Annotated in this window: 15 protein-coding genes; 2 read left to right on the top strand and 13 right to left on the bottom strand. The window is 49.0% G+C overall.

All coding sequences use genetic code 11. The features are described 5' to 3' along the window. Positions 1–28: 28 nt before the first annotated feature. From AC3WQ3_RS08170 to AC3WQ3_RS08195, 6 genes are all read right to left on the bottom strand, one after another. Positions 29–814 (bottom strand): STM4013/SEN3800 family hydrolase, encoded by a 786-nt coding sequence (locus AC3WQ3_RS08170; protein ID WP_492471943.1) that lies wholly within the window; start codon positions 812–814, stop codon positions 29–31. Next, positions 807–2009, bottom strand: coding sequence for an STM4014 family protein (locus AC3WQ3_RS08175; RefSeq protein ID WP_492471944.1), 1203 nt, complete (start codon positions 2007–2009; stop codon positions 807–809). Before AC3WQ3_RS08175 ends, AC3WQ3_RS08170 begins: the two co-directional genes overlap by 8 nt. Before the next feature lie 84 nt (positions 2010–2093). Next, positions 2094–2936, bottom strand: coding sequence for an STM4015 family protein (locus tag AC3WQ3_RS08180; RefSeq protein ID WP_492471945.1), 843 nt, complete (start codon positions 2934–2936; stop codon positions 2094–2096). A 395-nt stretch (positions 2937–3331) separates the two neighbouring features. Beyond that, positions 3332–3955 carry an XTP/dITP diphosphatase gene (locus AC3WQ3_RS08185; protein ID WP_095293275.1) on the bottom strand — a complete coding sequence of 208 codons (624 nt, stop codon included), beginning with the start codon at positions 3953–3955 and terminating at the stop codon, positions 3332–3334. 1 nt (position 3956) lies between these two features. Next, complete coding sequence (gene rph, locus AC3WQ3_RS08190) at positions 3957–4715, bottom strand: ribonuclease PH (RefSeq protein WP_095293274.1); 759 nt, start codon at positions 4713–4715, stop codon at positions 3957–3959. A 141-nt stretch (positions 4716–4856) separates the two neighbouring features. Continuing rightward, positions 4857–5912, bottom strand: coding sequence for a GerMN domain-containing protein (locus tag AC3WQ3_RS08195; protein WP_127539030.1), 1056 nt, complete (start codon positions 5910–5912; stop codon positions 4857–4859). Positions 5913–6107: 195 nt separating this feature from the next. On the opposite strand from AC3WQ3_RS08195, the gene AC3WQ3_RS08200 reads away from it, so the two are divergent. Beyond that, on the top strand, positions 6108–6674 hold the full coding sequence (locus AC3WQ3_RS08200) for a phosphatidylglycerophosphatase A family protein (RefSeq protein WP_175394425.1): 567 nt from the start codon (positions 6108–6110) through the stop codon (positions 6672–6674). A gap of 109 nt (positions 6675–6783) precedes the next feature. Here AC3WQ3_RS08200 and AC3WQ3_RS08205 read toward each other — a convergent pair whose 3' ends face one another. From AC3WQ3_RS08205 to AC3WQ3_RS08225, 5 genes are all read right to left on the bottom strand, one after another. Further along, positions 6784–7437: a ferric reductase-like transmembrane domain-containing protein gene (locus AC3WQ3_RS08205; protein WP_492471946.1), complete on the bottom strand. Its 654-nt coding sequence runs from the start codon at positions 7435–7437 to the stop codon at positions 6784–6786. A gap of 82 nt (positions 7438–7519) precedes the next feature. After that, positions 7520–8509 (bottom strand): FAD:protein FMN transferase, encoded by a 990-nt coding sequence (locus AC3WQ3_RS08210; RefSeq protein WP_336782798.1) that lies wholly within the window; start codon positions 8507–8509, stop codon positions 7520–7522. A gap of 47 nt (positions 8510–8556) precedes the next feature. Next, positions 8557–8844, bottom strand: coding sequence for a hypothetical protein (locus AC3WQ3_RS08215; protein ID WP_492471947.1), 288 nt, complete (start codon positions 8842–8844; stop codon positions 8557–8559). 262 nt (positions 8845–9106) lie between these two features. Then, the gene (locus AC3WQ3_RS08220) at positions 9107–10093 is read right to left on the bottom strand and encodes an MBL fold metallo-hydrolase (protein WP_492471948.1); all 987 of its coding nucleotides are present in this window, start codon (positions 10091–10093) and stop codon (positions 9107–9109) included. Between the two features lie 22 nt (positions 10094–10115). Beyond that, positions 10116–10859 (bottom strand): class I SAM-dependent methyltransferase, encoded by a 744-nt coding sequence (locus AC3WQ3_RS08225; protein ID WP_492471949.1) that lies wholly within the window; start codon positions 10857–10859, stop codon positions 10116–10118. 242 nt (positions 10860–11101) lie between these two features. Between AC3WQ3_RS08225 and AC3WQ3_RS08230 the strand changes: the two genes are divergently transcribed. Continuing rightward, positions 11102–11977, top strand: a complete 876-nt coding sequence (locus AC3WQ3_RS08230) for a DUF72 domain-containing protein (RefSeq protein ID WP_336782806.1) — start codon at positions 11102–11104, stop codon at positions 11975–11977. A gap of 61 nt (positions 11978–12038) precedes the next feature. On the opposite strand, the gene AC3WQ3_RS08235 is transcribed toward AC3WQ3_RS08230, so the two are convergent. Beyond that, positions 12039–12275, bottom strand: coding sequence for a DUF8617 domain-containing protein (locus AC3WQ3_RS08235; protein ID WP_154896312.1), 237 nt, complete (start codon positions 12273–12275; stop codon positions 12039–12041). A gap of 19 nt (positions 12276–12294) precedes the next feature. Further along, positions 12295–12726 (bottom strand): hypothetical protein, encoded by a 432-nt coding sequence (locus tag AC3WQ3_RS08240; protein WP_492471950.1) that lies wholly within the window; start codon positions 12724–12726, stop codon positions 12295–12297. Positions 12727–12798: the final 72 nt, after the last annotated feature.

The raw sequence follows: 12798 nt of genomic DNA on the forward strand, positions 1-12798 counted from the left end.
ACTTACAATAAAATGGTTGCAATGCACGCTATAAAACAAATTCACGATAAGGTACATTCCAGACAACCTCATGCGCCAATCTGTGTCCCTGATACCCATCTTCGCCATAAGCTGTTCCATGATCCGAAAATGCAAGACAGAACGTTGGCCGCGAACGCTCTCGCATGGCATCAAACAACGGCCCCAGCGCCTGATCCACATACCGAAGGGCAGCCCGTTGAGTCTCAACAGAGTCCTCCCTTGCCCCTTCCACAAAATAGCGATTGGGACCATGAATGGCCGACACATTCAAAAATAGAAATACTTTCTCATCCTGTGGTATCTGTTCAAGCAGCTTCAATGCGTGCTGGACCTGATGTTCTGTCGAGCGAGGATTGGTAACGCCAAAGGTCATTCGCCAATAACTCTGCTGAAAGTAACCAGGCAGCACTTTGGCCAGCGGATTTTTTTTCGTAAAAAATATGACTCCGCCTATACAGATTGTGCGGTATCCTTCCTCCGCCAAACCGGATACGATATCCGGTGTATCAAACAGCCAGGTATGCGGATGAGTCTTCAATCCCGTATTACGGGAATGAAACAGCCGGACATGCGAGGCCTTGTCCGTATTGGCGGGCGTAGGCATGAAGCCACCAAAGAAGGCATGATGTGCTGCATATGTAAAACTTCCTGGGGTATGGCGTTTCTCCCAGGGACCCGATCCGCACAGATTGGGACAATTCGCTTCCTCCTGCTTCGCTACGTCATATCTTAACGTATCAAGGGTAATCATTAACAGATCATGGGAGCCAACAATGGTGTTCATATCAGGCATGTTCGTAAGGCTCCTTTCGCAGAATATCCATCTCCCACTCATATGTTCCAAGTCCGTTGTACTGTACGTGGTACAGCAGATCACCGAACGGATTCACATCCAGAACATAGGCACGCGGGTTATCCCCGCCGCTGAGCATGACATCAATGCCGGCAGACCATGATTTCGGAAATGCTGCCATTGCTGTTTGAGCAGCGGTTTGGACCAGACCCAGCCTGTAGTCGTCCAACCCTGCTTCCTCTGGCAGCATCCGCTCGTTGCGTAAATGCAAATTTGTTATAGGCGTCTGGCTCAGCCTTACAATGGCATGACCTGCATGACCTCCAGCTACAAGCTGACGAATATCAAATACACGCGAGCCATATGAGGCCTTGGTCATCCACCGTTCAATTTGAGCCCCTTCTGTACATAACCAGTCCAGCAGAGTCTTAATTTCCTCACTGCGGGTATACCTCTGCATGCGGCCTTCGTTGTAGAAAACCGGCCTGCCCTTAACCACTGCCATCCCCACAGTGGTAACAGCAATCTCGGCACCCGTTCGCGGGTTAATCTGATAAGCAACAACACCAGATGCCGCCGATCCACAGGCAAGCTTAACAAATACCCGGTACATGCCTGAAGCCTGCATGGCCGCGCGCAGTTCCGAATAACCCAGGATTCGCTCAAGAGACTGGAGAACGGGAGGAACATCAACTCTATGAGCCGATAAATGCTGTTGGCACTTCCTTTTGTCAAACATGGTAGCAATATCTTCTGGTTCGTTCAGGAATCTGGCAGAAGGCCACAATTCACCCGCTTCCCTTCCAATTCGCTTCAGACAGCCTTTCCAGCCATTAAACCACTGAGCAGGGGCATAGATGCGCCCCCAATCCTGCCGCAGCTCAAGCGCCTCCTCTGCTGTAAACGACTCTCTGCTCAGTGGTTCAGTGCTGGGATCGCCATCCTTCGCCCCAAGAGATAACAATTCACGCTCCACATCCCATTGCTCTCCAGGTGCATCAATTCGAATCAGGGGTGCCACTTCCGATGTAAGTTTGCGTTGTAAACCTGGATTGACCACGTCAGCCAAGGATCCACCCTGTCTCCAGGTCTTGAGCACGTCGGCATAGGGGATCACTTCAGCAGGGCTCATGCCACATTGCAGCCTTGCCTGCTGCAGGCCTTTGGTTCTGCGATTATCCGGGTTTCCGATCAACCAAAACGGCCGTTCTATGTGCCGCTCATTGCTCTGGATTTGTAGTCTCTGATCTGTCTGGTTCGCTCTAACCCCTGACATCTCTTATTCCGTTAATGACGGATAACGCCAGTCATCTTCATCACTCTGCTGCTGATCGCTGACATCAACGGATAAGCCTGAACGTTTCCAGCGAATGAGCATTTCGTCTGTCATGTAGTGGTAGCTGAGATCGAGATGCTTCAACTTCTTAATCTTGTCGCTGGCAAGCAGAGCCTCAGCCCCTTCATCCGACAATGTACCTTGGGAAAGGTCCAGTACTTCCAGTTGATCTACAATGGGAGCCTGTGCCACGGCTTTGGCGATGTCATCTTGAATATCACTGTCTTTTAGGCCAAGGTACACTAGCTTGGGGAATCGTCCCTGTTCCAGCAGCGGAAGCACATCTTCAAGTGAACCGTCAAAACCATAATCATCTACACCCAGGTACAATTCGAGCTTGCGCAGCTCAGGCAAATGAGCATTGGTAATGGAAGCGAGCACCTCCTGAGGCAGTCCACCACAGATAATGACCAGCTCTTCAAGCTTGGCATGCTGCAAGGGTTCGAGACTTAATCCGCTACTGCCTTTCACCGTAAAGGACTTCAGTTCTGGAAAAGCCTTCAAAAGTGGGGTCAGATCAGTCTGAATAATCCAGGAAACTTCACACTCTTCAAAGCCCATATCTCCAATGAACAGCTTTTTTAATGACGGAAAACTTGGCGCCAATTCAATAAGAACCTTCATGAATTCGTCCGGAGAACTCTCGTAAGCTTGTCCCCAGTCTCCAATAACCAGACTTTCCAGTGAACCCGCTTCGGGTTTGGCAGCCAATTCCCTGATCAAATTCTCCATACGGATACCATTCTCATAGTCATCAAAAGATACCGTAAGCTTCACTTCCTGCATTGGTTAATCCCTCCGATTGAATTCATTCTTGATTCGTTAATTTGAATGTTACCCCATCCTGCACGGGGCTTGCAACTTCTTCCAACTCCAGTCCCAAGATGATTCTCAAACGCGAAACGGCTATACTTCATTAACCAGGAAAGAGAACACATGTTCTTTCGGATTGTTTCGAAAGGGGGATTCCGGTTAGGTATATGGATGGATATAAATTAAGGTCACCAATGTATACCTTGGATCTATACACTTCGATTCTGTGACCGTCTGGATAATATCAAAAAAGGCGTTATTAGCCGGAGTCCATTCCACAATTCTCGGGAATGATACTCCTTCTATTAACGCCTTCTTATTTGTTCAGGTTGTTATACCTGATTCATAAGGCTCCTGTTAACCAGGATTCAGCCTTCAAGCCGGGATACAAGTGCTCGCAGTGCATGACCACGATGACTGATGGCCTGCTTTTGTTCCAACGTAAGCTCGGCCATCGTCATCTCGTATTCAGGTACATAGAACAGAGGATCGTACCCGAAGCCGCCACCACCGGCAGCCTCACTCGTAATCCAGCCTTCTGCTGTACCCTCCGCTTCAAACTTGTCCCCTGTTGCCGGGTCATACAAAACCAGGGCACATACAAAGCGTGCCGGACTGAGCAGCGGCTGCTGCGTATCCTCACCGGATTTGATGGATTCCAGCGCTGCAAGCAGCTTGGCATTATTCAGGGCATCCGTTGCTCCTTCGCCAGCATATCTTGCCGAATACACACCCGGCTCCCCATCCAGTAGGTCCACACAAAGTCCTGAATCATCGGCCAGCACAGGAAGACCAAGAGCATCTCCTACCGCTTTTGCTTTCTTCCATGCATTCTCGGCAAAGGTTACCCCGTCCTCCACGACATCCGGAAGTTCGGGGTAATCGAACATGCTTTTGACCTCTTTGCCAAGAGGTGCAAATGCATGGGCAAACTCTCTTACTTTACCCTGATTCCGGGTTGCAACAATGATGATTGGGCTGTCCAGATGCATCTTAGGCTTCTCCTAATCCACTAGCGCCGATCTTGAGCGCAATTGGTCCAAGCACTTCTTTTTGCCGCTCAATCATCTCCAGAATTCCCTGCTCACCCAGTTCCAGCATGGCATTCAGCTCACGGCGGTCAAATGGGGCCTCTTCACCTGTTCCTTGCAGCTCTACATATTTTCCGCCACCTGTCATGACGAGGTTCATGTCTACTTTTGCCTTGGAATCCTCATCATAATTCAGATCCAGAACAGGCTGTTCTCCGACTACACCTACACTCACAGCTGCAATGAAATCCGTGATGGGGAAGGTTTGCAGGCGGTGCTGCTGGGCAATTTTGTTCACAGCCAGTGCCAGCGCAACAAACGAGCCGGTAATGGACGTTGTACGAGTCCCTCCGTCCGCTTGAATGACGTCACAGTCCAGGGTAATGGTCCGCTCGCCAAGCGCCTGCAGATTCACCACAGAGCGAAGTGCACGGCCGATCAGACGCTGGATTTCCATCGTACGTCCAGTCAGCTTCCCGCGGTTCGCTTCACGCTGATTCCGAGTATGTGTTGCACGAGGAAGCATGGAATATTCTGCGGTAACCCATCCCTTGCCTTGTCCTTTCATGAAAGGAGGAACGCGTTCCTCCACCGTTGCGGTACAGATAACCTTGGTATCCCCGACTTCAATCAGTACAGAACCTTCGGCGTATTTATTTGTGTTAATTGTTAAATTCATCGGCCGCAGCTGTTCGCTGGTTCGTCCGTTTGATCTCATCATTTCTGCCTCCTACGACTTAAGCATCCTGTAATTGTTGAACTGAGTCACACTTTACTAATCCTTTTTATTTTACCAAAGAGTTCTGTTAAAAGCATCTATCCGCCAAAGACTCTGTTACCCGTCCCCAATTTTGTCCCAGTCCTAGATCGGAATTTCATTGATATACTCGGGCTTGGAGACCGGCGAACTATAATCCCGGTTATCGTCACCCATGACAGTTTTTTGGCCGTTCCACTCGATTTGAACCTTGGCATCCTTGCTCGCTGTATTTTCTGTCGTTGTCAATACGACCGATTGCAGCAGCTCGCTTGGCACGGCGTCTCCTTCGACGAACATATCGTCTTTGAGTGCGACCGTAACAGTTCCATCCTCTGCCGTTTTGACGGATTGCAGTTCGGTGCCGCCTGTCATGACCTCTTCCAGTTCACCACCCTTGGCTGGCCCCTTAATCAGCTCATTGAGTGCGGCTTGCACCCGGTCCGTACCTGGTGTGACCAGGCGCGTAACAGGAACATAATATTGAATGCCCGCAGGCGAAGCAGCTGAGAAATACACAGTGACTGGACTGCTGTTGGTGGTGAACGTGTCTCCCAAATCAAGATTGATACCTACCGCCCGATTCAGCGGTTCAGGCAGCGGCGTGCTGTTCACCGGCATTTGCGTCAGCTTTTTGCCATCCACCCAAATCTGCACGTTCTCCACATCCGGTGTACCTGTCAGCGTCCACGTGACGGCTTCCAACATTTTGCGCTCATCCTTGGCGTCGTATTTGGCAAAGTTACCTGAGAACTCCACGACTGCAAGCTTGTCGTCCGGATGAACCGTTACATTCTGTACTACCGTGCCCTGTGGAAGAACACCTTGGAATCCTTCAGGCAGCATACCTGCATAAGCACCACCTGTAACTAGTGTATCCAGGGCAGTCTTCGGACTACTAACGTCCGAACCTGCCGGAAGCGTCAGTGATACCGGAGCGAGCAATCCTTGCTGATCCTGCAAATAGACTGTTGTGAGCGGAAGGGTTGCGAGTGTCCCGTTGCCCTCGGCAGCCTGAATCATGGCTGCCTCCTGAATGGGCGGCGGTGGATCGATAGCCTCGGATGACTGTGCATTAAACATGCCGCAGCCGGACAACACCATCGGAATGCTCAGCAGCGCTGCTGCTGATGCTGTACGCATATATCGGATCTTACTCATGATCACGTTCCCCCTCATCATTTTTACAGTTTGTACTACCATGTATACGAGCCTTCGTCCAAAAAATAACTACTTTTTAAACAAGCCCTGATACACCAAGCAAAAACAATATTGAAAGAAAGAAACACAAAACGGGTTAATACGTATTAGGAATCAAGTGTAGGGACATTGCTAACTTCAGAGGAGGAATCGCCCATGGAACATCCAGAACAAGAAAAAATCCCTTACAGCCTGAACAGCCGCAAAGTCGCGGACGCTACAAGGGAGTGGCTGCACAAGCGGGGCGTCACGATCCCAGAGATCGCAGAACTGGTCATGTTATTGCAGAAAAAGTACTATCCAGATCTTACGATGGAAGAATGTATCGATAACGTGGAGAAGGTTCTTCGCAAGCGGGAAGTGCAGAACGCCGTTCTGACAGGCATTCAGCTGGATCTGCTCGCAGAGCAGGGTCAACTCATTTCGCCTCTGCAGGAGATGATCGAAAATGATGAAGGGCTGTACGGCGTGGATGAGATTCTTGCCTTTTCCATCGTCAATGTATATGGCAGCATCGGGTTCACAAATTACGGTTATGTAGACAAGCTTAAGCCTGGTGTACTTGAACGGCTGAACGATAAAAGTCTGGGACCTGTACATACGTTTCTGGATGATATTGTCGGGGCCATAGCCTCGGCAGCAAGCAGCCGAATCGCGCACCGCAAACAGTCGGAGCTGGAAGAAGCGTTAGGTGAGAAACCGGTCAGTGATGATGTCGTTTAACCCCCATTTGTCATATGGAAATGAGACATGTCTATTCAGGACGAGCTCATGGAAAAAAGCGGCCCCTTGGGCCGCTTCTTTTTCGTATATACACCAGATGTTATCACATCTATTTTAACCCTTCCTGTCTTCCCGCTCCAACAAGTCCGTATGCTTCGCCCCAGTTCCGTTCCATGGTTGGCTGTGACTGTGAACGATTGGGTCCAATCGTGATTTGCGGTCCTTTGCGTTCACGCAGAAGCCCCCGCAGCACCGTAATGCCAAGGATGGACAAGCCGGTAAAGACGTACATTAAACGCATCAGTACATTCCCCGAGTCAGAACCTGTAATCATGCCATGCATCAGCAAACCGATAAAAGCAGGATAAGACAGCATGTGGAACGCAAACCACCATTTGCGGCCCAGTTTATTACGCAGATCACTGGAGAGCAGCACAATCAGCAAAGCGTAAAAGGATAATGTCCCAAGCCCACTGCCAACCGGATGTACTGAGGCACTAAATGGAATAAGCAGTTCACTCCAGGTAAACGGACTGTAATGGTCGATATACAGGGTTAGTGCATGCAGGATACCAAGTCCAAAGGCAAGCCAGGTCGTCCGGGTATGCCACTGGTACATGGTGGCTCTGGGTTTGCCTTTGGCGGTAGGCATCCCTTGGGCAATTCCCAGAAAGACACCTGCAAAGAGCAGCAGATAAGCGGCTATCCCGCTAATACGAATAATATTCCACGTCGGTACATGATCAACAATCCATTGTGCCATAGCCGGCTCCCCCATATCTGATAGACTTATCGTTTCATCACTTTGCGTCAATATAAAAAAACTGGATGCAGGATACTCATCTTTAAATAAGGCTGAAGCAGTGATCCGGTTCAAAGCCTGGCCACCGCTTTTCCAGTGCGTCCATATCCCCTCTGAACCAGAGCTTGCCTTCCCGGGTTATCCATAAAACATCATGCCTGTCATAATGCCTGTTCAACCAGCCCATCGCTTCAGCACTTCCCAGGATACAGACGGTCTTCGCGATAATCTCGCATTGCGAGACATGCTGGCCTACAGCGGTGCATTGTACCACATCCGTATCAGCCGGCTTCATTGTCCGCGGATCAATCAAATGATGGGACAGGCTTCCATCAGCCTGCCGCCACTGTCTGCGTGCAATTCCTGAAGTCGCAACTGCCCCAGAGTCTAACTGAATGCTTCCTATCAAATTGCGTTTATCCAGCAAAGGGTCCTTTATATAAACAGTCCATGCAGAAGACGCAGGTGTACCCCACATCTGAATATCTCCTCCCGCATTAATCATGCCTGCAGGAATGTGAAGCGTGCGCTGCAGCCAATCGGCAATGCGTTCCGTTGCCCAGCCTTTCACAATGCCGCCCAAATCCAGTTCAATACCGGGATCCAGACGTACCATCCGGCTGCCCTCTCTGTGCATCCATCCTGGACAGGTATAATCGTGCTCCTCTTCCGAAATTAGTGCAGCAACCGTGGTTGAGGTATGCTGCAGGGACTGCGTCATGCCTCGCTCCTGCTGCCCGATCTGTTCGAAGCTGACATCATATCCCTGTTGCCGAAGAGCTTTTGAAATGCCCGGTTGAAAAATCCCTTCCGTCTGACCTATATATCCGTATGCCAAACTCAATACCTCATCCATGGCAGCGGAAACTGGGATCCATCCCACAGAACGATTCAGACGATTCAATTCACTATTGAATATAAACCGACTGAAGCGCTGTTCTTGTGTTTCAAACCAGTTTTTTACAAGTGCTGCTGCATGCTCAGCTCCCTCATGTCCGGCAGTTACCAGCTGAACCTCCACATCCGTATTCATGGCACGAAATCTGAACTTAAAAGGACACGTAGTCTCTGCAGCGGGGCTCATGATGCACCTGTGCGTGACTGGTAACTGCCACTGCCGGTTCCGGAGTCAGATACCCGATCAGACTGACTGAAATCCCGGCTATAGGATCTGCTCCGTTCGTGCTGTTTCTCTTCCTGATTTGGGACAAATCTGCCTGTCCATTCATCCATCACATCGTCCCGGGGATTCGACTGACTTGCAGGTAAACTATTGGTATCTATTCCATTTGCTGCTGCATATGCAACATCAAAGGCATCAGAGGATCTTACATATTGAAAGAGTGCAGCCACCGTTAAAGTTGCCATCGCTGAGGCTTGCCATTTTCTCCATTGATTTCGTTTCTTTCTGTTCATCGCTCTTCCCTACTTTCTCTAGCGAAGTTCATGCACTTATCTTAGGGGTCCTGGATTAAAAGCAGATGAATGAACCGTTAAGAAAGACTAAAGCTTTCCATTTCCTCCGATTCCATATACACAAAATAGGCCCTGAACGGGAAATGTTCTCCCATTACAGAGCCTTAGCCTTATGAATAATTGCTTTTGCTTTCCTATTTTCGAACGAACTCCGTTATGCTTTTCTGAAAAAAAATGATCCATCCGCACTCTGTTCCTGCGTAATTTGCCCCCGCCGAATCAACTCCTGAAGATGAGCGAGCGTTTCACTCATGGCAAAGCGCAGCTGATGTGTGCCCAATCGATCACCAAACAAGGAAACACAAACGTCATACCCGTTCGACGGGCGCTGAGCAATATGCTCAGCCATCTTCTGAAGCCGCTCCTCATGGTGGGCTAGCAGATGAGAGGTTCGTTCCGTAAATTGGCTGAATGGATTTCGATGCCCCGGATATGCCTTCTCGACAGCCAAACTCCCTAGACGCTGCAGCCCCTGAAGATAAGATAACAATGGCTGGTCATCACTTCCCGGCTGCAAGCTGATATTGGGCGAAATCTGTGGCAGTATGGCATCACCGCACAATATCTCTCTGGATTCTGGTGCATAAAAGGATAGATGCCCTGGGGCATGTCCACCTGTCTCGATGGCTATCCACCTTTTGCCGCCCATATCCAGCCAGTCCCCATCTTCAATGAACGTCACTTCCGGCAAGGGGGTGATCTGAGAGATAAATCCCTTCATATGTTCACGGATCTGTATGGTCTTCTCATCCGGCATTCCATGTTGGCGATAATATTCAGGCATTACCACATCAATGGTTGCACTCGGGCCCCACATGTAATCTGCCTCTTGACGTGCCCTGGCAGACATGCGTACAGGCGCGCCCGACTTCTGCTGCATCCAGCCTGACAAGCCAAGATGATCAGGATGATGGTGGGTCAATACTATTTGGCAAATGTCCTGAAAAGACAATCCCAGATTGGTTAGAGCTTCCTGCCATTCCTGTTCTGTTCCCTGGTTGCGCGGGCCTGGATCAACTACGGTTATCCTTCCATCGGCTTCAAAGAGTACATAACTGTTCACCCATCGCAGCGGGAAAGACATCGTGATCTGAAGCCGATGCATGCCCTCTGGCATGCTGATTGCTTCCGTTCGTTTCATTTTCTTCTCCTCCCTGCTGGTCTTACTCCACAGGCCGATGACCAACAAAAATCATGCGCGGGGAATCCTGCTCCTCATATTCCTCTTCGTCATAACCTCCATGAACCTGATCTACCACAAGCCCCGCCTCCTGCAGCATGTCACTCAATTGTTCACGGGTGTATAGCTTGACACGTTCCTCATGAATCCGGGGTTTCTGACTGGACCCTGAATCGGTAATATGAATTTCCTTCTGCACAAATCCGTCCTTGATCTGGCGGAACTCCTCAATACGATGCCCTTCCGTCTCTCGTTTGGAATGCGGAACCAAATGACGGGTTACGTAAGCCGTGTTCATAAAATCAATAATGTAGCTGCCGCCAGGCTTCAGCATATGACGGATGCCCTGAAGCACTTTGAGCTGCTCACCATCCTCACGAAAATAACCGAACGATGTAAACAGGTTGACTACCGCATCAAATCCACCTTGGAGCGGCAGATTACGCATGTCGGCATGAATCCATTCCACCCGATTCTCGGTGTCCATCTGGCGCGCTTCACGCAGAAGCACATCCGACAGGTCAATTCCGGTGACCCGGAAGCCTGCGTCTGCCAGAGCCAAGGAATGCCGTCCCATACCGCAGCATAGATCAAGGACCCGTGCCTGCGGCTCCAGTTTTAACCAATTGATCATTTTATGTACTTCTTCATATGCTCCCTGCACATCCCTGTGCTTGTATACGAGAAGGTAGTCTTCTCCAAAGCTATCTTCATACCATTCCGTCATTCGTATCGCCCTCCACATGGTCAATGGCCCTGTTCTCTCTGTAACGTACTTGATATAGGGCTGATCATACCTAAGCTTGTAGTAATTGTATCTTCTTTATTCTTCAAACTCAAAGATTTCCAGCGGCTTCCGTTCATTGAACGACCTGAATTCGCCCTATATAATGTTAAACATAGTCACGTGCCCGCAAACCGGTTAACTATATATAAGCTTTAGAGACAGAACAGCAGGAGGTGTTATTTATGATTCATATTGGACTCACAGGATGGGGAGATCATGATGATCTGTATCCTGATCGTACCAAAGCCAAGGACAAGCTTCATTTATATGGACAGTACTTTTCAACCGTAGAGGTCGACAGTTCCTTCTATGCTGTACAGCCTCGGGACCGGATGGCACGCTGGGCAGCTGAGACACCGGATGACTTTTCGTTTATCGTCAAAGCATATCAGGGGATGACCGGGCATCTAAGGGGCAAACCTTATTTCACCAGTACCTCAGACATGTACAAGGCTTTTCGGGAGTCGTTGGAGCCGGTAATGGAAGCCGGCAAAATGCAGGCGGCCCTGTTCCAATATCCGCCGTGGTTTGACTGCAATCGTGATAATGTTAACGAGCTGCGTGAGGTGAGATTACGAATGGAAGGCATTCCGTGTGCGCTTGAGTTTCGCCATCGCAGTTGGTACGAGGATGGCATGCGTGAGCGGACACTTGCTTTTCTGCGGGAACAAGGCTGGATTCACAGTGTCTGTGACGAGCCGCAAGCGGGCTCAGGCTCCATTCCAATTGTACCGCAGGCGACGGATTCGGAGATGACGCTCGTGCGGATGCACGGACGCAATGTGTCTGGTTGGCACCAGAACGGTGCACCCAACTGGCGGGAGACCCGCTATTTGTACCGGTACAACAAGGAAGAATTGATGGAATGGAAAGGATATCTGGAACAGCTGCACGAGCAGAGTAAGGATGTCTATGTGATTTTCAATAACAATTCAGGTGGCGATGCAGCAGCCAATGCACAAATGATGATGGAGCTGCTGGATATGCCGATCCGACCATTCCCTGATCGCACACCTGACGAGGAAGAGGATGGGCCTGAGCAGCTGGAGCTATTTTAAAAAATCTGGGCACGACCATTATATACAGTGACATATAGATTGGAGGTGAAACTATTTTAGATTACTGTTCTAAAATATAGGTTTTAACTACTGTATTTCCATCAAAAACATAAATCCTTTCACAACTATTACATCTCCACACATCATACCGAGGGAATGGTATATAAATAGGATCAATGAAGTCACCTTGATTAATAATGTCGTCCCATTCCTTATCTGTGTATACTGTCAACTCAACATCATTTGGGGCTTTTGAGTTAGAGAGCGTTACGCCACATTTACACTGAAATCTAGCCATATTTTGATCCCCCTGATCTCTAAACATGTTCTTCGTAAGAAATGGACTCAAGTAATGAACCAAATACAGGTACTAGTTTAGTCATATACCAGTTTATATCCGTGATTCTGTTGCAACTCTCTACATTAAGGATTCTTCGATTGATATCAGGACTTATAATTATGGTACCATTCTCTCTAACTAAAAATGTCCCCCCTATATTTGTATCTCTCCAAGTCATAACCACTCCAATTAACTCTTTTTGATTATCCTTTTCGGCTAATATCTTAAACAGTTCTTCTAAAGGAATACATTCATGCTGCCAATCAAAGTCATCTACGTCCCCAACCGGCAGAAAGGTTACTTTTCCATGATCGTTATATGACCAGCCGAATTCTTCGAGTTTTTGGAGAATGATCATTCTCGCGACTGGCTTTGATAAAGCTATCTCTATAGAGGATGAAATAGACATGCGGATCCCCTCCAAATTAATGATATGTGCTCTCTGGAACCATTCTCTTTATATTGAGCCCCAGCCGCTTTG

Source organism: Paenibacillus sp. FW104-T2, from assembly GCF_058789975.1.

Bases quoted from the DNA above. Each gene is read 5' to 3' on its own strand.
- AC3WQ3_RS08170 (WP_492471943.1), bottom strand. From the start codon at position 814: ATGCCTGATATGAACACCATTGTTGGCTCCCATGATCTGTTAATGATT.
- AC3WQ3_RS08180 (WP_492471945.1), bottom strand. From the start codon at position 2,936: ATGCAGGAAGTGAAGCTTACGGTATCTTTTGATGACTATGAGAATGGT.
- AC3WQ3_RS08185 (WP_095293275.1), bottom strand. From the start codon at position 3,955: ATGCATCTGGACAGCCCAATCATCATTGTTGCAACCCGGAATCAGGGT.
- rph (WP_095293274.1), bottom strand. From the start codon at position 4,715: ATGATGAGATCAAACGGACGAACCAGCGAACAGCTGCGGCCGATGAAT.
- AC3WQ3_RS08195 (WP_127539030.1), bottom strand. From the start codon at position 5,912: ATGAGTAAGATCCGATATATGCGTACAGCATCAGCAGCAGCGCTGCTG.
- AC3WQ3_RS08200 (WP_175394425.1), top strand. From the start codon at position 6,108: ATGGAACATCCAGAACAAGAAAAAATCCCTTACAGCCTGAACAGCCGC.
- AC3WQ3_RS08205 (WP_492471946.1), bottom strand. From the start codon at position 7,437: ATGGCACAATGGATTGTTGATCATGTACCGACGTGGAATATTATTCGT.
- AC3WQ3_RS08210 (WP_336782798.1), bottom strand. From the start codon at position 8,509: ATGAATACGGATGTGGAGGTTCAGCTGGTAACTGCCGGACATGAGGGA.
- AC3WQ3_RS08215 (WP_492471947.1), bottom strand. From the start codon at position 8,844: ATGGCAACTTTAACGGTGGCTGCACTCTTTCAATATGTAAGATCCTCT.
- AC3WQ3_RS08220 (WP_492471948.1), bottom strand. From the start codon at position 10,093: ATGAAACGAACGGAAGCAATCAGCATGCCAGAGGGCATGCATCGGCTT.
- AC3WQ3_RS08225 (WP_492471949.1), bottom strand. From the start codon at position 10,859: ATGACGGAATGGTATGAAGATAGCTTTGGAGAAGACTACCTTCTCGTA.
- AC3WQ3_RS08230 (WP_336782806.1), top strand. From the start codon at position 11,102: ATGATTCATATTGGACTCACAGGATGGGGAGATCATGATGATCTGTAT.
- AC3WQ3_RS08235 (WP_154896312.1), bottom strand. From the start codon at position 12,275: ATGGCTAGATTTCAGTGTAAATGTGGCGTAACGCTCTCTAACTCAAAA.
- AC3WQ3_RS08240 (WP_492471950.1), bottom strand. From the start codon at position 12,726: ATGTCTATTTCATCCTCTATAGAGATAGCTTTATCAAAGCCAGTCGCG.